The organism is Pseudomonas sp. PvP100 (assembly GCF_017833055.1).
GTDB classification, from domain to species: domain Bacteria; phylum Pseudomonadota; class Gammaproteobacteria; order Pseudomonadales; family Pseudomonadaceae; genus Aquipseudomonas; species Aquipseudomonas syringae.
This window is the reverse complement of sequence record NZ_JAFIBO010000001.1, coordinates 1,216,211-1,235,164: the sequence shown is the minus strand read 5'-3', so window position 1 is coordinate 1,235,164 and position 18,954 is coordinate 1,216,211. Positions and strand designations below refer to the sequence as shown.

Below are 18,954 nucleotides of genomic sequence, written 5' to 3'. Positions count from 1 at the left end.
CTTGCGATCAACATCGGCCCACAAAACTTTTTCTTTAAAAACAGCGATGATCGGCAATACACCCGATAAAAGAACAAAACAGCAGCGGGTAACCTGCTGGCTAATCGACCTGCCCGAACACCTGGCTGGGCCGCCGCAGCGACGGGTCGAACGGGTTGATTCTGGCACTGATGGCCGTGGCTTCGCGCTTGAGCAATTCGACCACGGTCATCAGGCGATCCGGCCCCAGCCGGTCTGAAATGGTCGCCACGCTGAGCGCAGCCACTGCACGACCGCTGCGGTCCAGGATCGGCACAGCAAGCCCGGCCATGCCCGGAAGCGCGCCGGTGTTGCGCCCCGCGTAGCCCTGGCGTCGTACGTTTTCCACCTCCGAACGCAGAAACACCTCGTCGTACAGGTGAAAATCCTTGAGCCGTGGCAGGTTGTAGGCAATGACCGTTTCCCGCTCGTCTTCGGGCAGAAACGCAAGAATCGCCAGACTGCCCTGCCCCACGCCCAAGGCTACACGGCCGCCGATGTCGCCGGTGAACGTGCGGATCGGGTACGGGCCTTCGCTGCGGTCCAGGCAGATCGCGTCGAAACCGCTGCGTGCCAGCAGAAACAGCGAGTCACCCAGTGAGGCGGACAGGCGCAAAAGGCTGGGGCGCACCACGTCACGCAGGTTGCCGGTATTACCCGCCTTGGCGGCCAGGGCGAAGAACTCGATGCTCAACCGGTAACGTTTGCTGAGCAGATCCTGCTCGACCATGCCCTCATCCATCAGGCTGCGCAGCAAGCGGTGTGTGGTGGGTTGCGACAGCCCGACGCGCTGGGCGAGTTGCGTGACCCGCTCGCCGCCTTCGTCACAATCGCCCAGGCAGCGCAGTACCGCGAACAGACGGGAAACGGCTCCCACTCCGACTTCAGATTTCTCGCTATTCCGATCAGTGGAATTATCCATGGCAATATCTCTTTATATTTCCACTAAAAGAATTAATTCAAATAAAAATGTTATTCAGTGAAATTCTCTGTTGAGCCCATCCTAGCCTTCGCCCTACTCTCAGTCCACAGGGGCGATTTGAACAATCATCGGTAGCCGACGCAGAGCGAGCACCAACGTCCACAGAACTGCATGACTTCATTTCGCATCTGCCCATGACAAACGCGTGCTTCGGCGCGCATGCACAAAGGTGGAAGCAGGCATGGCATTTCTGCAGCTCGAAGGTCTCTCCAAACGCTACGGCTCCATTGACGCGGTGGTTGCCACCAACCTGGCCGTCGACAAGGGCGAATTCGTTTCACTGCTCGGCCCTTCCGGCTGCGGTAAAACCACCACCCTGCAAATGATCGCCGGCTTCGTTGACGTCAGTGACGGACGCATTGTGCTAGACGGGCGCGACATCACCCACGCCAAACCCAGCAGCCGAGGCCTCGGCGTAGTGTTTCAAAGCTATGCGCTGTTTCCGCACATGACCGTGGCCGACAACGTTGCGTTTGGCCTGCGTATGCGCAAGGTGCCTGCCGCCGAGTTGCACCCGCGTGTCAAACGGGTACTGGAACTGGTGCGCCTTGGTCAGCATGCCGAGCGCTACCCGCGCGAGCTGTCCGGTGGTCAGCGCCAACGGGTCGCACTGGCCCGCGCACTGGTGATCGAGCCGCCAGTGCTGCTGCTCGACGAGCCGCTGTCCAACCTGGACGCCAACCTGCGCGAAGAGATGCAGTTCGAGATCCGCCGCATTCAGAATGAAGTCGGCATTACCACGCTGATGGTCACCCACGATCAGGCCGAAGCCCTGTCGATCAGCGATCGGGTGGTGGTGATGCAGGCCGGTCGTATCACCCAGATCGACGAGCCTTACAAGCTTTACGAACACCCGCGCACCCGCTTCATCTCGGGTTTTGTCGGGAAGGCCAACATGTTGCAGGGTGACCTGGACAGCAGCGGCATTCCGCAGATTCGTCAGGCGCCCGGCAATGGCAGCCTGACCCTCAGCCTGCGTCCCGAGAAGATCGATCTGGTGGCGCCTGGTTGCGGACGGCTGTCCGGGCGTATCGTCACGCGTTATTTTCTCGGCAGCCAGTGGCTGTATCGGATTGAGACCGGCATTGGCGAAGTGACGGTAGTACGTCGCAACGACGGCCAGGCGCCGCTGGAGCAAGGCGCGGCGGTCGACATGGACTGGCCCACCGAGTTGCTGCGCGTGCTGGATGCCGACGAGGTGCGCGCATGAGCCTGCTGAGCGAAATGCGTCAGGGCGGCCGCGGCTACTGGCTTTCAGCTCCGGCGCTGGCGCTGTATATCGGTTTGCTGGTGTTGCCGCTGGGTCTGACCCTGGTGCTGTCGTTCAACGTGTTCGACTATCAGGTCGGGGTGAAAAGCGACAGCTACACGCTGGCCAACTATATGGCCGTGGTCACCGACTCGTATTTCTATGAAATCTTCCTGCGCACCTTCTGGATCAGTGCGCTGGTCACCCTGCTGTGCGTGCTGATCGGCGTCCCCGAAGCCTACATTCTCAGCCGCATGGGCACGCCGTGGCGCTCGATCTTCCTGATCCTGATTCTCACGCCGCTGCTGATCTCGGTGGTGGTCCGGGCGTTCGGCTGGAGCCTGCTGCTGGGCGCGGACGGTCTGATCAATCAGGTCATCCAGTTCATGGGCGGACGTCCGGTGAAACTGCTGTACACCCCGTTTGCCGTGGTCATCGCGCTGGTCCACGTCATGTTGCCGTTCATGATCATTCCGGTCTGGACCTCACTGCAGAAGCTCGACCCCACTGCCGAACAGGCCGCGCTGTCGCTGGGCGCCAGCCAGGCGAAAGTCATGCGTCTGATCGTGCTGCCGCAAGTCATGCCCGGCGTGCTGTCCGGCTCGCTGATCGTGTTCGGTCTGGCCGCCAGTTCGTTCGCCATTCCCGGCCTGCTCGGCGGACGACGCCTGAAGATGGTCGCCACGGTGATCTACGACCAGTACCTCTCGGAGCTGAACTGGCCGATGGGCGCGACCCTTGCCGTGGCGCTGCTGCTGGTCAACCTGCTGGTCATGCTGTCCTGGAACCGCATGATCGAAGGCCGTTACAAAAAAACTCTGGGGGAATGATCCATGTCCAAGAACGGTCCGTTGGCCCTCTCGTTTCATGCGCTGGTGGTGATCTTCATGATGGCCCCGCTGGTGGTGGTGTGCCTGGTGGCGTTCACCCCGGAAAACACCTTGAGCCTGCCCACCACCCACTTCTCGCTGCGCTGGTTCAAGGCCGTCTTCGAGCGCGCCGACTTTATCGATTCTTTCTACAACAGCCTGATCCTGGCGTTCGTATCGGCGACGCTGGCCACCCTGATCGCGGTACCTGCCGCCCTGGCAATCACCCGCCATACATTCCCGGGCCGCAATTTTTTCAACGCGCTGTTTCTGTCGCCGATCATCATTCCGCACCTGGTACTGGGGGTGGCGATGCTGCGCCTGTTTGCGCTGATGGGCGTGAACGGCAGCTTCACCTGGCTGATCTTCGCCCATGTGCTGGTCATCACGCCTTACGTACTGCGCCTGGTACTGGCAGCGGCAATCGGCATTGACCGCAGCGCCGAGCACGCCGCCGAGTCCCTGGGGGCCGATCGTTTCACGCTGTTTCGGCAGATCACCCTGCCAATGATCCTGCCCGGCGTGGCAGGCGGCTGGTTACTGGCGTTCATCAACAGTTTCGATGAAGTCACGCTGTCGATCTTCGTCACCTCGCCCGCGACCCAGACCCTGCCGGTGCGCATGTATGTCTACGCCACCGAATCCATCGACCCGATGATGGCCGCCGTGTCGGCACTGGTCATCGCCCTCACCGCCGCCACCATGATCCTGCTCGACCGGGTCTATGGGCTGGATCGCGTGCTGGTCGGCAAACACTAACCGGAGCTTTGACGTTATGGCATTGCTGAAACGACTGATCGAACATGACCGCCCGGTTCTGCCCTTTACCCTTGACGGCCAACCGGCCAGCGGTCTGTTGGGCGACACCTTGCTGACTGCGGTACTGACCGCCAGCGACCACTTGCGCGGCAGCGACTTCAGTGCCGAACCTCGCGCCGGTTTCTGCATGATGGGCGCCTGCCAGGACTGCTGGGTAAGGCTGGGTGACGGTCAGCGCGTGCGTGCCTGTTCGACGCTGCTGGAAGCCGGTCAGGCGGTAATTCGTGAACCGGGGCGCTGCGTATGAGCGATCAGGCCATTGCCATTGTCGGCGCAGGACCGGCCGGTATTCGCGCCGCCCAGACGCTACTGGCTCACGGCATCAAGGCCTGCCTGATCGATGAAGGGCTGCGCGGCGGCGGCCAGATCTACCGTCGCCAGCCGGACAACTTCCAGCGCTCGGCCAAGGCGCTCTACGGTTTTGAAAGTGCCAAGGCGGTTGCGGTGCACGAAGCGCTCGACACGCTGGCAGCGCAGATCGACTACCGGCCGCAGACGCTGGTCTGGAATGCCGAAGATCATCAACTCGATACCCTGCAAAACGGTACCGCTGCCACCGTCGATTTCAGCCACCTGATCGTCGCCACCGGTGCCACGGATCGCATTCTGCCGGTGCCCGGCTGGACCCTGCCCGGCGTGTACAGCCTCGGCGCAGCGCAGGTCGCGCTCAAATACCAGGGCTGCGCGATCGGCCAGCGCGTGGTGTTTTGTGGCAGCGGCCCGTTGCTGTATCTGGTCGCCTATCAGTACGCCAAGGCTGGCGCAAAAGTGCTGGCGGTGCTCGACAGCGCGCCGTTTTCGGCGCAATGCAAGGCATTGCCGGCGCTGCTGGGCCAACCGGCAACGCTGGCCAAAGGCATCTACTACCGCGCGTGGCTGAGCGCGCACGGCATTCCGGTGCATCAAGGTGCGCAGCTGACACGCATCGACGGGGGAAAACGCGTAGACGGCGTTCAATGGCAACGTAACGGCAAATCGGGCCACCTGGCCTGTGACGCGGTCGCTTTTGCCCATGCACTGCGCAGCGAGACGCAACTGGCCGATCTGCTGGGCTGTGAATTCGCCTGGAGCGCGCTCAACCGGGCGTGGCTGCCGACCCGCGATGACTGTGGGCGCAGCAGCGTGTCAGGCATCTATCTGGCGGGCGACGGCGCGGGAATCATGGGCGCAGACGCTGCGGAAATGGCCGGAGAACTGGCCGCGCTCGGGCTGCTGCAAGACATCGGCGTGGTCGCAGACACCGCCCGTACCGACACGCTTAAAACTGCCTTGCGACGCATCGAACGCTTCCGCTACGGGCTGGAAACCGCGTTTCCGTTCCCTGAGGACTGGGCCGCCACTGTGGCGGATGACACGCTGGTGTGCCGTTGCGAAGAAGTCTCTGCAGGTGAGATTCGCAGTGCCGTGCAGGATGGCCATTGGGAGATCAACCGGGTCAAGGCCATGTGCCGGGTCGGTATGGGTCGCTGTCAGGGACGGATGTGTGGTCTGGCCGCGGCCGAGATCATAGCCCGCGAGAGCGGCCGGCCCGTCGAGCACGTCGGCCGCCTGCGCGGTCAGGCACCGATCAAGCCGCTGCCCTTCGGTCTAGGGATGCAGCCCATGGAGAAGCAATCGGTGGAGACGCAACCATGAGCACACTGATTGAAACCGATGCGATTGTCATCGGCGGCGGCATTGTCGGCGCCTCGGCAGCCTTGACGCTGGCTCTGAAGGGCAAGCGGGTCGCCTTGCTGGAACGCGATTTTTGCGGATCGCACTCCAGCGGCGTCAATTACGGCGGCGTGCGGCGTCAGGGCCGTCCGCTGTCGCAGTTACCCTTGTCGCAAAGGGCGCATCAGATATGGGGCAACCTGCGCGAGCTGATCGGCATCGACGGCGAGTACCAGCGCTCGGGCCATCTCAAACTGGCGCGCAGCGAACAGGACATGAACGCCTTGCGCGCCTACGCCGAAGCCAGTCAGGGATTCGGCCTGGACTTGCAGTTGCTTGATCGCGATCAACTGCGCGCGCGTTATCCCTGGGCAGGCGATGTTGCTGTCGGTGCATCGCTGTGCGCCGACGACGGGCACGCTAATCCACGTCTGGTGTCGCCGGCCTTCGCCCGCGCTGCGCGTCGGGCAGGCGCACAGGTGTTCGAGCAGGCGCCGGTCAGTGAAGTCAGCCACGACGGCAACGTGTTCGTCGTCACCACCGCCAGCGGCCTGACACTGCGCGCCACCTGGCTGCTCAACTGCGCCGGGGCGTGGGCCGCAGCGCTGGCCGCACAATTCAACGAACCGGTGCCGATGTATTCAGGGCACCCGGCAATGCTGGTGACCGAACCGCTGCCGATGTTCATGGACGTCAGCACCGGTGTCGAAGGCGGCGGCATTTATGCCCGGCAAGTGGCACGTGGTAATTGCGTGCTGGGCGGAGGACAAGGCTTTGCCCTCGACCCGGCACGCGCCAGACCGGGACAGACGGCGGTGCTGGATATCCTGCGCAACGCCGTCGAACTCTACCCGCCACTCGCCGGCGCCCAGGCCATTCGCACCTGGAGCGGCACCGAAGGCTATTTGCCGGATCGCGAGCCGGTGCTGGGCCCGAGCCTGACTCGTCCGGGCCTGCTGCACGGCTTCGGCTTTGCCGGGGCGGGCTTTCAGATCGGTCCGGCAGCGGGTGAAGCACTGGCCGAATGGGTCTGCGACGGCGCCTCACGGATCTCGCTCGATGCCTTTTCCATCAACCGCTTTCAGCAAATCGCCCTGCAACCCCCTGCTATCGAACCTGTTACGAACGTCATCCCATTGCACAGAGGAAGGTCGTCCCTATGAAAAGCACCAAACGTCTGGCCCTCACCGGGCTGTCCTGCCTGCCGCTGGCTGCCGCACTTCTGTCCACGCCTGCCATGGCCGAAACCACGCTGTACCTGGGCATGAACGGCGGGACCATGGAGCGCCTGTATGCCGATCAGGTGCTGCCGGCGTTCGAGAAGGCCAACAACGTCAAGGTGGTGATCGTGCCTGGCACGTCGGCCGATATCCTCGCCAAGGTTCAGGCGAGTAAGGACAACCCGCAGATGCACGTCATCTTTCTCGACGACGGCATCATGTACCGGGCCATTTCCATGGGCCTGTGCGACACGCTGCAACCCAGCGCAAGCCTGGCAGACCTGCCTGCCAAGGCCAAAATCAAGGAACAGGCAGCAGCCGTCAGCCTGGGCGTGACCGGCCTGGCCTACAACACAAGAATGTTCAAGGAACATGGCTGGAGCGCGCCCACCTCGTGGATGGACCTGGCCGACAAACGTTTCAAGGACAAGGTGGTGTTCCAGTCACTGGCCTCCTCGACCTTCGGCCTGCATGGCTTTCTGATGTTCAACCGTATTCAGGGCGGCAGCGAGAAAGACGTCGAGCCCGGCTTCAAGGCCTGGCCGAAAACCATCGGCCCGAACGTGCTGGAATACATCGCCAGCTCGGCCAAGATCTCGGAAATGGTCCAGACCGACGAAGCCGCCCTGTTCCCGCTGACGCCGACCCAGGTCACCGCGCTGAAGATCAAGGGCGTACCGGTGGAGTACGCATCGCCCAAGGAAGGCGGCGTGGTGTTGAACGTGGCTGAATGCGCGATCGCCAACAACAACCAGCCGGAGCTGGCGCAGAAGCTGGCCGCTTATCTGCTGACGCCGGAAGCACAGGCGCCTGCGCTGGAGTTCGGTGACCAGATCCCGTCGAACCCGAAAACCCCGACCACTGACAAGACACGCAGTCAGGTCGAGGCCATGGAGAAATACCTGGAAACATCAGTGACCATCGACTGGGATCAGGTCAATCAGATCCGTCCCGAGTGGAACGCACGCTGGAGCCGCAGTATCGAGCGCTAGACTTCAGCGGCGACGCCGAGAGGCATCGCCGTGTGTAAAAGACGCATGCTGATTGCCATCCGGCAAATTATTTCAACTTATTACCGTGCAAGGGAGTCCCACCGTTACGCCCTCTTCTTCGGGCGCATTTTGACGGTGGTTCTTTTCCTATGAGTTTTATTGTGTGCATGGGCGTGCTTGGCGTGCTGTTGATGCTATTGGCGCTCACTTCCTCTTACCTGCGCTGGATGCCAGTGACCACATCGGCCGTGTGCCTGGCGTTCGGCTTCGGCATCGGCCCGATGGGCCTGGATATCGTCGATCTGGATTTCGAAAAGTCCTACGAGTGGCTGGAACGCCTGACCGAAGTGGCGGTGCTGTTTTCGCTGTTCGGTACGGGTATCAAGTTGCGCCTGCCCTTGCGCGGCAAAGCCTGGCATTCGGCCTATTGGCTGGCCGGGCCGGTGATGCTGGCGACCATCGCTGGCGTGACGGTCGCGGGGCATTACATCATTGGCCTGGACTGGGGCGTGTCGTTGTTGCTCGGCGCGATGCTGTCGCCGACCGACCCGGTGCTGGCCGGCATGGTGCAGGTCAACAACGCCCAGGATCAGGACCGCCTTCGCTTCGGCCTGTCCGGCGAAGCGGGTCTCAACGACGGAACCGCGTTTCCATTCGTGATCTTTGCCTTGCTGTACCTGAGTTCCGGGGGCGCGATGAGCGACTGGGTCCAGGGATGGCTGATCAAGGACTTGATCTGGGCGGTGCCGGCCGGTTTGTTGATGGGTTACGGCATGGGCCGCGGGGTCGGCCATCTGATGATCTTCCTGCGCATCAAGAACGCCGACAGCACCACCTCGCCCAATGACTTTCTGGCGCTGGCGCTGATTGCTCTGGCTTATGTATTCGCGCAAAGCGTGGGTGCCTTTGGCTTTCTTTCGGTATTTGCCGCCGGATTCGGGCTGCGTCAGGCCGAGGTACGTGTCACGCGTTCAGAGCTACCGTCCGAGCATGTCGCGCAGCCGGTCCTCGGGCATATGACGTCATCCCTCGAACAGGGCACGGTCGCGCAGGTCGACGACATGAGCGATTCGCAACTGGCTGCCGGCGTGATGATGGGCGATATGCTGGCGTTCGGCAGTCTGGTGGAGCGCGCCATGGAAGTCCTGCTGATCACCCTGCTGGGCGCGGCGCTGGCGATGTACTGGGACTGGCGCGCCATCGGCCTGGGGATCGCGCTGTTTTGCGTGATTCGCCCTGCCAGCGTCTGGTTGCTGGTGAGTCGCCGTCTGCTCAACGTCAGGCAAAAAGCACTGGTTGGCTGGTTCGGCATTCGCGGCATCGGCAGTCTTTATTACCTGTGCTTCGCCTTGTCACATGGTCTGGCACACGACGTCGGCCACGTGGTGATCGGCATGACCCTGTCGGTTGTTGCGCTAAGCATCCTGGTACACGGCATCAGTATCCAGCCTTTGCTGGAGCGTTACGAGCGCAGTACTGCCGCCAGTCCTGACTGATCAGCCATCAAGGCAAAGCGCCATAGAGCGTGTCGATGAGCGTATTGGAACAAGCAATTGGACTGCGGCATTTCGACTCGGTTAGCGTGGCGCCCATGCAGCCAGTGCAAGCAGCAATGCGTGCAGCTACTATGTAACTCGTGCAAGGCACTTTGCCAGCCTGCAATCGGTCCTGAAATCAGGACACCGCAAATTGGCTGAACCCTTGTCACGCACTGGCCTCCAAATCCGGTAATACAGCCCACTCGATTATTTAGAAGGTGAAATGTCAGAACCCGTCCTGATGGACCGCTTTGCACGTAAAGTCGATTATCTGCGCATGTCGGTCACCGACCGCTGTGATTTTCGCTGCGTGTACTGCATGGCCGAAGAGATGACGTTTCTGCCTCGGCAACAGATTCTGTCGCTGGAGGAGATCCTCCAGGTGGCCGAGCGCTTCGTGGCACTGGGCACGCGCAAGATTCGTCTTACCGGTGGTGAGCCGCTGGTACGCGCCGGCGTGGTGGGGCTTTGTGAAAAGATCGCCGCCCTACCCGGACTGCGTGAACTGTGCATGACCACCAACGGTTCGCAGCTGGACAAACTGGCTGCCCCGCTGTTCAAGGCCGGCGTCACGCGTCTCAACATCAGCCTGGACAGCCTTGATCCACAGCGTTTCCGCGAGCTGACCCGTACAGGCGATCTGCACAAGGTGATTGCCGGCATCGATGCCGCCAACGCCGCCGGTTTTGTGCACACCAAGCTCAACTGCGTGGTGATGCACGGTCGCAACGATGATGAGATCAACGACCTGTTGGCGTTCGCCATTGATCGCAACCTGGACGTCTCATTCATCGAAGAGATGCCGCTGGGCATCATCAGCGAACACAGCCGCGCCGAGTCCTTCTACTCCAGCGATCAGGTGCGCGAACGCATTGCCGAACGTTACACGCTGGTGCCTTCGACTGACTCGACTCAAGGGCCATCGCGCTACTGGCGTCTGGCCGAGGCGCCGGGCATTCGCATCGGCTTCATCTCCCCGCACAGCCATAACTTCTGCGGCACTTGCAACCGCGTGCGCATGACCGTCGAAGGTCGCTTGCTGCTGTGCCTGGGCAACGAGCACTCCGTGGATTTGAAGGCGGTATTGCGCGCCAATCCCGGCCAGCCGGAAAAGCTCGAAAAAGCCATCATCGACGCCATGCAGCTCAAGCCGTGGAGCCACAACTTCACCCACGACGATGGCGTGCAGGTGGTGCGCTTCATGAATATGACGGGCGGCTGACAGCCGCCCTGAAGGATGACGCCTCATACGAGGCGTTGTTTATTTGCCGACCTTGCGAAAGAACAAGGTGATTTGCCCGACTTCGACACCTAGCTTGGTCATCGACGAACGATTGGCCATGGTCTTCTCGTCGATCAGGTACATCCAGTCATCCAGGCTCACGTCGTACTCGGTGCCATCCACCGGCAACCTGAGCACATAGTTCCAGTGGAAGCTGTTGCCTGACACTTCGCCATAGGCCTCGCCAACCACATCACCTGCCGTGCCCTTCCAGCGCCCTGGGCCATCGGGACGCAAGCGCCACTCCCGCACCTGCTTGGTGCCATCGCTGTAGCTGAAGGCCTCGTGCATGACCAGCACTTCGCCTTCACTGTGCCCGTCGATCACCACGGTAAAGCGCTTGGTGACTTCACCAGAGCGTTTTTGAAACATTCCCCAGGCCTCGACACGCCCGGTGAAGTACTGGCGCAGATCTAGCTTCGGCGCTTCCTGACTGTAACGGGTTACCGGCACGCCACCGCAGCCGCTCAGTACAAGCCCCACACACAGCATTAACATCCACTTTCTCAGCATGCGCCCTCCTTGATGGGTCATGAGCCGGTACTGCCGAGCAACTGCTCGCGAAGTTCGGGGTTACGGGTTTTCGGGTCCAGCCAGATGGAAAAGAAAGCCTTGGCGAACTGGCTGTCAGGCACCACATGCTGGAGCTTGTCACCCACATAAAACCGCGCTTCGCGGCCAGGCAGATAGACGCCGGTAATCTTCATGCCCGGCTGGACGTCCACAAATGATTGGTTCATCTGCCGGCGCCATTCAGTCAGTTGCTGTTCGGTCACCTTCGAACCGGAAATACGCTTGATCTCATCGATACTGGCATCGACCAGATCTTCCCGGTCAATGTCGCGGTGGTAGGTCAGCTCGAGAGCCAGCGGTGCATCCGCGACGAAGGGCTTGGTGGGGCTTAGCAACCTGGCCGTATAGACACGAAAGCCGAACAGGCTCAAATCGCCACCGCCGACGACCTGAGCATTGGGCAATGCCTCGCGCCAGTCCGCCGAAGCGCCGGCGCTAAGTAACATCACCAACCATAACCATCGTGGCGCACGCATCGGCAACCTCTGCATAGGCACTGCCACGACTTCAATGGCAGGCTGGGAACGAGACGAGTCAGATGCACTGACTCACTCCCGGAATCTATACCAGCAAAATCACTTTGTACAACCGATAAGGCCTTCGCCCTCCCGAGGCCGAAAACCAAAAAGCCTGTTCCCGATCGCGGATCGGGAACAGGCTTCAAGACATGCGATGACCTGCTCAGGCAACCTGCGAGTGCGCCTGCCGACGAGTCTTCTGCCACTCACCTTTCAACGCCTGCAGCGTGTTCTCCATGTAGGCACGATCGGCAGCGGCCTTCTTGCCAACATAACCCTGGCCACGACGAAACATCTTCAGGGCTGCGCGCAGTTGCGGGTGCGCATCACGAAACTCGTGCTCTTGCGTGAACGGCGACATGGCGTCGACGCGAACTTCACCGGACTCGGCAACCCAGACGATATGGTTATCCAGCGTGTCTTTGCACGCAGCAAACAGACGAGCCAGTTCATCAATAGTCGGTTGTGTGTTGATGTTCATGTTGATGCCCCTTCGCTCATAGACTGTTCAATAATTGATACATCAAGTTCATGCGCCAGAACTTCAGCAACGCAACGCGATTAAGTGTGCGTCGAATACCGTTCCAGCCCTCAAGGACATGCAGGTAGCCTTGATGAAGAGCCGCTACACAGCGGCATCAGCGTAGAGAGAAGAAGTCACGAAACCCAAAGACCCGGCCCAGGATCGGCAATCGATCCGTTACAAGCATCATGAGGACATTTCGCCAGCTTCTCGCCCTTATCGACGACAAATGCCAGTTCAGCTCCATCAATCTGCCTTGTGGGCAGCCTACATCCGGGAACATCTCGACGGCTTGCCGAGCCTGTTCATCACACCTTTTGCAGCGCTCCCGATCAGGGAGACAGCTGCATAATGCAAGGGCAAATGGAGTGCGTCAACGATTATGTAGTGATTATTTTTAGTCACTACATAATCGTAAGCGGGACGTGGGGTTACGTGAAAAGGTGACTGAAGGGTCATGGCTGACGGACTATCGATGGTGATCAGAGACCGCGGCACGACAGTATCCGCAGACCAACAAAAAGGCCTGAAAACTTTCGCTTCCAGGCCTTTTCACAACACACTAACAGCTTGTTGTCAGCTCACCTTGAAGCGACCCACCAACCCCTGCTGCTGCTCAGCCAGACGCGCGAGTTCGCGACTGGTGACGGCGGTCTGCTCGGCACCGGCACTAACCTGGATGACCAGCGAGTTGATGTCGTCGACGTTGCGGTGGATCTCTTCGGCCACCAGGCTTTGCTCTTCAGCGGCCGAAGCGACCTGGATGTTGCGGTCGCTGATGGTCGCGATGCCCTCGGCAATTTCTTCCAGCAGTTCACCAGCGCGTACGACGTTGCTGGCACCCTCCTGCGCCTTGCCCAGGGTTTCCTGCATCGACGCGGCAGCGCGTTCCGAACCGGACTGCAGGTTGGCGATCATTTTCTGGATGCTGACGGTAGAGTCCTGAGTCTTCTTGGCCAGATTGCGCACTTCGTCGGCAACCACCGCGAAACCACGCCCCTGCTCGCCGGCACGTGCAGCCTCGATAGCTGCGTTGAGCGCCAGCAGGTTGGTCTGGTCGGCGACGCCACGGATGACATCGAGTACCGAGGAGATCGAGTTGCTCTCGCCCTTGAGCTCGTCAATGATCCGTGAAGTCTCTTCAGCCTGCACCGAGAGCCCCTGAATCAGGCCGATGGTGTTGTCGATTTCGGTCTTGCCCTGCAGGGTGCTGTTGTTGACGCGCTGCGACATCTCGGCCGCGTCAGTGGTGCTGCGTGCTACATCCTTCACCGTGGCACTCATCTCGCTGATGGCAGTGGCGACCTGATCAGTGCCCTGGCGTTGTTGCGCCACGTTCTGATTGGTTTGCAACGCCACTGCGGAAGACTGCTCGGCGGCGGTGGCAACCTGTGCCGTGGCGCTGCCGATGTCGCGGATGACATCACTGATCTGTTGCGCCATGTTGTCCAGATTGCGCGAGATCTCGCCGAACTCGTCCTTACCGACATAACGGGTCCGGGCCGTCAGGTCACGTGTGGAGAGTGCCATCAGCGTGCGGTTCACATCGACAACCGCAACCTTGATGTTGCGGATGATCACCGACGCCAGCCACAGCACCACGATCAGCATCAGAACGACAGTGGCAACAGCCACGTACAGGCTGCTTTGAGCGGAGCTACGCGCATCCGTTGCCAGGCCGACGACGTTCTGGCCAAGCTCTGCTTCTACATTGGCCATCATGTCGATACGCGCGGTGGAAAGGTTGAACCAGTCTTCCGGCTTGACGTTGAGCGGGTCACCCAGCGGAGTATCGAAGCCCAGACGCTGCAAGCGCGCCACTTCGAGCGATCCTGGTTGCTGCAAAACGGCATTGAGTTTGGTTTTGAAGGCTTCAGGTGACCAGCGCTGGAACGCTTCGAAATACCCCGAGAACTCGCCCAGGTTGCGGCTGAAGCGTGATAACAGTGCGGCGTCAAACCGGTTCTGATTGAATGCCAGACCAAGCAATACACGCTCGCGACCGGCACGTTCCTTCATATCCACGAACTGATTGAGCGAGCTCAGACCGCGCAATATTTCCGGATCCTCGATACTCGATTCCATTGAGTAAGAGAAGCCTATGAGTGTCTTGATGATGTCGGTGAAGCGCGTACCGGATTCTGTATTGTTGATCCCGAGCGAATCGACCTTGAGGCGCAGAGCGATCAGCTCCTCGAATGCGCGGTTGACCTTATCAGGTCCGGGAATACCGTCGGTGGACTGGGCGCGCATCTCACTTATCGCCTTGTCGGTTTCCTGACGAAACGTTTTCAGCTTGTCCTGCATGGACTTGCCGCCGCTACCCAGAAATACGCCGCTGGCGCCACGTTCGCGCTGGAGAGTGGTGACTACGTCACTCACTTTCTGTGCGGCACTGGTGGCTGTCACTGCGCGCCTCATGTCACCGAGGTTTTCGCTTTTGTCAGCGACGAACAGACCTGCGAAGGCCAGGAAGCCCACCAAGGGGAATATTAAAATAAGCAGCAGTTTCATACTCAAAGGAGCATTTCTAAGCATTGCAGACCTCATGACGTGCAGACTTTTCTATAAAGACTTTCCAGGGCGTAACGTTCTGTAACGTCGACGTTTTTTTGTCGCCAGGGACTGTTCGGTAATCAGCCTGCCGTAGCCGGTCCTGCTCCCGTATGACTGTCTCGGCTGTCTGCCGAGAAGCTTTACCTGTTATTTGAATTTATTAATTCAAATAACCAAGTCAATAAAGTAGAGGGGGCGAGAAGTTTGGATCCATAAAGAAATGACCGCCTTGGGCAGTCATCGCAAGAAAAGAAATATAGAGACACCGAAATGGTCACCTGTAACAGCGGTGACAATCTCGGCGAATAGAAGTTGCAACTTTTCCTATTCATCCCATAGGTTTTTATAATGTATTAACGCAGGTTGGTTTTCGCCAGTTCCACCACTTCACTGCCGCGCCCGCTCATGATCGCGCGCATCATGTACAGGCTGAAGCCCTTGGCCTGGGCCAGCTTGATTTTCGGTGGAATGCCCAGTTCCTGTTTGGCCGTGACAACGTCGATCAGCACCGGACCGGGATGATCGAACGCCTTGCGCAAGGCGGCCGGCAACTCTTCGGCGTTCTCGACACGCAGGCCCAGAATGCCTGCACCCAGGGCAATACCGGCGAAGTTGGTTTCATGCAGGTCAGTGCCGTGCGGCACATAACCACTGGCTTTCATTTCCATGTCGACAAAGCCCAGCGAGCTGTTGTTGAACACCACCATCTTGATAGGCAGGTTCAGCTGACGAATGCTCAGCAGATCGCCCAGCAACATCGACAGGCCGCCGTCGCCACACAGGGCGATGACCTGACGATCCGGATGTTCAGCCTTGGCCCCTAAAGCCTGTGGCAAGGCATTGGCCATCGAGCCGTGGTTGAACGAGCCAAGCAGACTGCGCTTGCCGTTCATGTGCAGATAGCGCGCAGCCCACAGCGTCGGCGTACCGACGTCGACGGTAAAGATCGCATCGGCGTCCGCCTGCTCGTCGACCAGTCGAGTGAGGTACTGCGGATGAATCGGCGTGCCATCTGGCGTCGGGGTGGCCAGCTCGTCCAGTTCTTCCCGGGCCTTGGCGTAGTGCTTCAGGGCCTTGTCGAGGAAACGGCGATCGGTATGCGGCTTGAGCTTTGGCTGAAGCGCTTCCAGGGTTTCCCGCACCCCACCAACCAGACCCAGCGCCACCGGCGTACGGCGACCAAGCTGGGTCGGATCGAGGTCGATCTGGATGATGTCGGCTTTTTCGGGGTAGAAATTCCGATACGGAAAGCTGCTGCCCAGAATGACCAGTGTGTCGCAGGACAGCATGGCGTGGTAGCCGGAGCTGAAACCGATCAGGCCGGTCATGCCGACGTCGAACGGGTTGTCGTACTCGACGTGCTGCTTGCCGCGCAATGCGTGAACGATCGGCGCGCCCAGCGTATCCGCCAATGCCAGAAGCTGCTCGTGAGCACCCTCACAACCCGCACCGCACAGGAGTGTGACGGCTTTGGAAGCGTTGAGCATGTCGGCCATCGACTGCAGGTCGTTTTCGGCAGGCACGACCTTGGGCGCTGTGGCTTCGATCCATTTTGCCGCAACATCCGGCGCATCGCTGAGCGCCACGTCGCCCGGCAAGACAATCACCGCCACACCTTTCTGGCTGATCGCGGCACGCATGGCACGTTCCAGCACGCGCGGGAACTGCTCGGGGTTGCTGACCAGCTCGACGAAGTGGCTGCACTCCTTGAACAGCTCCTGCGGATGGGTTTCCTGAAAGTAATCCAGACCGATTTCCGAGGACGGAATATGCGCAGCAATGGCCAGTACCGGCACACGGTTGCGATGGCAATCGTACAGGCCATTGATCAGGTGCAGGTTGCCCGGTCCACAGCTGCCGGCGCAGACAGCCAGCTTGCCGCTGGACGCTGCCTGGGCACCGGCAGCAAAGGCTGCGACTTCTTCATGACGGGTGTGCATCCAGCGAATCGAATCGGTGCGTTCCAGGCTGTCGGTCAGGCCGTTGAGGCTGTCACCGGACACCCCCCAGATGTGCGACACACCTGCCGCTGCGAGGGTTTGCGCGAGGTGGTCGGCAATGGTCTTGGACATGCGGGGTTCCTTGTCGAGGCAATGATAATGAGTTCGATAAAACGCGCGCAGCGCTCTGCCACGCCTGTTGTGGTCGACCCGATGCATTCTCGACAGTTCAGAAAACCTGAGCCCTGTTCAGGGCTCGGTCATTCGGCCAGCGCTTTAAAACGCTGATCAGGCGTGCGGGTTGCCCGATGCCTTGACGGGTGCTGCGTACTCCGGTTTGAGCTTGCCCTCGCTGTCGAGCAGCCAGGCATCAAGAATCTCCCGCACCACAGGACCTGCTACCCGGCCACCCGCCTCGCCGTTCTCGATGGTCACCGACACGACGATCTTGGGATGGTCAGCCGGCGCGAAGCCGACGAACAAGGCGTTGTCGCGGTTACGTTCCAGTGTTTTCAGACGGTTGTAGCGCTCACCCTGCTTGATCGCCACCACCTGCGCCGTACCACTTTTGCCGGCGATGCGGTACTGAGCGCCCTTGGCCGCATCCCGCGCAATGCCGCGCGGGTCGTGCATGACCATCTGCATGCCGGTATTGACCTGATTCCATTCGTTGGGATCGTGCAGCACGATGTTTGGCATCGGATGCTCGTCGACGGGTGCCTTATCACCGACTTCCATCGCCAGGTGCGGGCGATGCCAGACACCCTTGCTGGCAATCAGGGAAGTGGCCTGAGCCAGCTGCAACGGCGTGACCTGCATGTAGCCCTGCCCAATGCCGAGAATCACCGTTTCGCCAGGGAACCATGCCTGGCGACGCGTGGCCCGCTTCCATTCGCGGGACGGCATCAAGCCTGCAGACTCCTCGAACATGTCCAGCGACACCTTCTGGCCGATGCCGAACATGGTCATGTAGTCGTGCAGGCGGTCGATGCCGAGCTTGTGCGCCACGGTGTAGAAATAAGTGTCATTGGAACGCATGATCGCGGTGTCCATGTCCACCCAGCCATCGCCACTGTGGTTCCAGTTACGGTATTTGTGGTCGAAGTCCGGCAACTGGAAATAGCCGGGGTCGAAGACCTTTGTCGAGGCCGTCGTCACGCCGCTGTCGAGACCGGCAATCGCCACTTCCGGCTTGACCGTCGAGCCCGGCGCGTAGAGGCCACGCAGCACGCGGTTGAACAGTGGCCGGTCGATGGAATCGCGTAGCGCCGCATATTGTTTGAAGCTGATGCCGGTGACAAACAGGTTGGGGTCGAAGCTTGGTTTGCTGACCATCGCCAGCACGTCGCCGGTTTCCGGGTCCAGTGCGACCACCGAACCACGTCGATCACCCAGTGCGTTTTCCGCGGCAGCCTGCAAATGCGCGTCCAGCGTGAGGGTGATGTTCTTGCCCGGCACCGGATCAGTGTGTTTCAACACGCGCAGCACGCGGCCCTGGGCGTTGGTTTCGACCTCCTCATAGCCTACGTGGCCGTGCAACTCGGACTCGTAGAAGCGCTCGACACCGGTCTTGCCGATGGACTGCGTGCCGCGGTACTCGTTGTCGAGATGCGCCGCTTCCTTTTCGTTGATACGCCCGACGTAGCCGATCGAATGCGCGAAATGAGCGCCCAACGGGTAGTGACGGACGAACTGCGCCGCCACGTCCACGCCCGGCAGCAGGTACTGATTGACCGCCAGCGTTGCGATCTGCTCTTCAGTGAGTTCGTAGAGCAATGTTGCCGGCTCGAACGGGTGACGAACCTGCTTCAGCTCCTTGTCGAACAGAATCCGGTCTTCGTCGGGCAATTCCAGCAGGGTCATCAGTTCATCGATCACCTTGTGCCAGTCGCCAGCGCGCTCGCGGGTCAGGGTCAGGTTGAAGCTGGGACGATTGTCGGCAAGCACTTCGCCATTGCGGTCAAAGATCAAACCGCGCTCGGGCGGGATCGGCAGTACGTGAACACGGTTGTTTTCGGAAATGGTCGAGTGATAGTCAAACTCTGTCACTTGCAGGAAATACATGCGCGCGACCAGACAGGCAGCCAGCACGCCCACCAGCACTGCGCAGGCAATCAGGCGCTGATTGACCAGCCGCGTCTCTTTTTCGTGGTCTTTCAGAGGAATTGGATTGGGCATTTCTACAGCTTCTCGGTGAAGGGCAAACGGCGCAACTGAACGTG

Annotated in this window: 16 protein-coding genes; 9 read left to right on the top strand and 7 right to left on the bottom strand. The window is 60.3% G+C overall.

The features are described from left to right. Positions 1-100 precede the first annotated feature (100 nt). Positions 101-940: an IclR family transcriptional regulator gene (locus tag JOE39_RS05455; RefSeq protein ID WP_057407015.1), complete on the bottom strand. Its 840-nt coding sequence runs from the start codon at positions 938-940 to the stop codon at positions 101-103. Positions 941-1,181: 241 nt separating this feature from the next. Between JOE39_RS05455 and JOE39_RS05450 the strand changes: the two genes are divergently transcribed. The 9 genes from JOE39_RS05450 to moaA all read left to right on the top strand — a co-directional run bounded on the left by JOE39_RS05450 (position 1,182) and on the right by moaA (position 10,562). Continuing rightward, a complete protein-coding gene (locus JOE39_RS05450; protein WP_116895554.1) occupies positions 1,182-2,210 on the top strand; it encodes an ABC transporter ATP-binding protein in 1,029 nt (342 codons plus the stop codon). Then, positions 2,207-3,079 carry an ABC transporter permease gene (locus tag JOE39_RS05445; protein ID WP_003317898.1) on the top strand — a complete coding sequence of 291 codons (873 nt, stop codon included), beginning with the start codon at positions 2,207-2,209 and terminating at the stop codon, positions 3,077-3,079. The genes JOE39_RS05450 and JOE39_RS05445 overlap by 4 nt, the downstream gene beginning before the upstream one ends. Before the next feature lie 3 nt (positions 3,080-3,082). Further along, positions 3,083-3,877, top strand: a complete 795-nt coding sequence (locus JOE39_RS05440; RefSeq protein ID WP_003348289.1) for an ABC transporter permease — start codon at positions 3,083-3,085, stop codon at positions 3,875-3,877. Between the two features lie 16 nt (positions 3,878-3,893). Beyond that, on the top strand, positions 3,894-4,184 hold the full coding sequence (locus JOE39_RS05435) for a (2Fe-2S)-binding protein (protein ID WP_024692945.1): 291 nt from the start codon (positions 3,894-3,896) through the stop codon (positions 4,182-4,184). After that, positions 4,181-5,572 (top strand): FAD/NAD(P)-binding oxidoreductase, encoded by a 1,392-nt coding sequence (locus JOE39_RS05430; RefSeq protein ID WP_122219809.1) that lies wholly within the window; start codon positions 4,181-4,183, stop codon positions 5,570-5,572. Before JOE39_RS05435 ends, JOE39_RS05430 begins: the two co-directional genes overlap by 4 nt. Further along, positions 5,569-6,753, top strand: a complete 1,185-nt coding sequence (locus tag JOE39_RS05425; RefSeq protein WP_024664648.1) for an FAD-dependent oxidoreductase — start codon at positions 5,569-5,571, stop codon at positions 6,751-6,753. Before JOE39_RS05430 ends, JOE39_RS05425 begins: the two co-directional genes overlap by 4 nt. Next, entirely contained in the window at positions 6,750-7,802 is a 1,053-nt protein-coding gene (locus tag JOE39_RS05420) for an ABC transporter substrate-binding protein (RefSeq protein WP_122219808.1), read from the top strand. Before JOE39_RS05425 ends, JOE39_RS05420 begins: the two co-directional genes overlap by 4 nt. A gap of 149 nt (positions 7,803-7,951) precedes the next feature. Next, positions 7,952-9,298 carry a sodium:proton antiporter gene (locus JOE39_RS05415; RefSeq protein WP_024664650.1) on the top strand — a complete coding sequence of 449 codons (1,347 nt, stop codon included), beginning with the start codon at positions 7,952-7,954 and terminating at the stop codon, positions 9,296-9,298. A gap of 265 nt (positions 9,299-9,563) precedes the next feature. Next, the gene (moaA, locus tag JOE39_RS05410) at positions 9,564-10,562 is read left to right on the top strand and encodes a GTP 3',8-cyclase MoaA (protein WP_003317890.1); all 999 of its coding nucleotides are present in this window, start codon (positions 9,564-9,566) and stop codon (positions 10,560-10,562) included. Between the two features lie 39 nt (positions 10,563-10,601). Here the strand turns inward: moaA and JOE39_RS05405 are convergent, their stop codons facing one another. From JOE39_RS05405 to mrdA, 6 genes are all read right to left on the bottom strand, one after another. Further along, positions 10,602-11,135 (bottom strand): DUF3833 domain-containing protein, encoded by a 534-nt coding sequence (locus JOE39_RS05405; RefSeq protein WP_010410731.1) that lies wholly within the window; start codon positions 11,133-11,135, stop codon positions 10,602-10,604. Between the two features lie 17 nt (positions 11,136-11,152). After that, positions 11,153-11,671: a chalcone isomerase family protein gene (locus JOE39_RS05400; protein WP_032661406.1), complete on the bottom strand. Its 519-nt coding sequence runs from the start codon at positions 11,669-11,671 to the stop codon at positions 11,153-11,155. Between the two features lie 205 nt (positions 11,672-11,876). Next, positions 11,877-12,194: a hypothetical protein gene (locus tag JOE39_RS05395; RefSeq protein ID WP_032661404.1), complete on the bottom strand. Its 318-nt coding sequence runs from the start codon at positions 12,192-12,194 to the stop codon at positions 11,877-11,879. A 618-nt stretch (positions 12,195-12,812) separates the two neighbouring features. Continuing rightward, entirely contained in the window at positions 12,813-14,774 is a 1,962-nt protein-coding gene (locus JOE39_RS05390; protein ID WP_046719525.1) for a methyl-accepting chemotaxis protein, read from the bottom strand. A 371-nt stretch (positions 14,775-15,145) separates the two neighbouring features. After that, positions 15,146-16,864, bottom strand: coding sequence for a ubiquinone-dependent pyruvate dehydrogenase (gene poxB, locus JOE39_RS05385; RefSeq protein WP_003424086.1), 1,719 nt, complete (start codon positions 16,862-16,864; stop codon positions 15,146-15,148). Between the two features lie 156 nt (positions 16,865-17,020). Next, positions 17,021-18,910 (bottom strand): penicillin-binding protein 2, encoded by a 1,890-nt coding sequence (gene mrdA / locus JOE39_RS05380; RefSeq protein WP_210077731.1) that lies wholly within the window; start codon positions 18,908-18,910, stop codon positions 17,021-17,023. Positions 18,911-18,954 lie beyond the last annotated feature (44 nt).

Excerpts from the sequence above, each read along its gene's own strand:
- JOE39_RS05420 (WP_122219808.1), top strand. The coding sequence starts at position 6,750 with ATGAAAAGCACCAAACGTCTGGCCCTCACCGGGCTGTCCTGCCTGCCG.
- poxB (WP_003424086.1), bottom strand. The coding sequence starts at position 16,864 with ATGTCCAAGACCATTGCCGACCACCTCGCGCAAACCCTCGCAGCGGCA.
- JOE39_RS05440 (WP_003348289.1), top strand. The coding sequence starts at position 3,083 with ATGTCCAAGAACGGTCCGTTGGCCCTCTCGTTTCATGCGCTGGTGGTG.
- JOE39_RS05450 (WP_116895554.1), top strand. The coding sequence starts at position 1,182 with ATGGCATTTCTGCAGCTCGAAGGTCTCTCCAAACGCTACGGCTCCATT.
- JOE39_RS05405 (WP_010410731.1), bottom strand. The coding sequence starts at position 11,135 with ATGCTGAGAAAGTGGATGTTAATGCTGTGTGTGGGGCTTGTACTGAGC.
- JOE39_RS05430 (WP_122219809.1), top strand. The coding sequence starts at position 4,181 with ATGAGCGATCAGGCCATTGCCATTGTCGGCGCAGGACCGGCCGGTATT.
- JOE39_RS05445 (WP_003317898.1), top strand. The coding sequence starts at position 2,207 with ATGAGCCTGCTGAGCGAAATGCGTCAGGGCGGCCGCGGCTACTGGCTT.
- JOE39_RS05395 (WP_032661404.1), bottom strand. The coding sequence starts at position 12,194 with ATGAACATCAACACACAACCGACTATTGATGAACTGGCTCGTCTGTTT.
- JOE39_RS05390 (WP_046719525.1), bottom strand. The coding sequence starts at position 14,774 with ATGCTTAGAAATGCTCCTTTGAGTATGAAACTGCTGCTTATTTTAATA.
- JOE39_RS05400 (WP_032661406.1), bottom strand. The coding sequence starts at position 11,671 with ATGCGTGCGCCACGATGGTTATGGTTGGTGATGTTACTTAGCGCCGGC.
- JOE39_RS05435 (WP_024692945.1), top strand. The coding sequence starts at position 3,894 with ATGGCATTGCTGAAACGACTGATCGAACATGACCGCCCGGTTCTGCCC.
- moaA (WP_003317890.1), top strand. The coding sequence starts at position 9,564 with ATGTCAGAACCCGTCCTGATGGACCGCTTTGCACGTAAAGTCGATTAT.
- JOE39_RS05415 (WP_024664650.1), top strand. The coding sequence starts at position 7,952 with ATGAGTTTTATTGTGTGCATGGGCGTGCTTGGCGTGCTGTTGATGCTA.
- JOE39_RS05425 (WP_024664648.1), top strand. The coding sequence starts at position 5,569 with ATGAGCACACTGATTGAAACCGATGCGATTGTCATCGGCGGCGGCATT.
- JOE39_RS05455 (WP_057407015.1), bottom strand. The coding sequence starts at position 940 with ATGGATAATTCCACTGATCGGAATAGCGAGAAATCTGAAGTCGGAGTG.
- mrdA (WP_210077731.1), bottom strand. The coding sequence starts at position 18,910 with ATGCCCAATCCAATTCCTCTGAAAGACCACGAAAAAGAGACGCGGCTG.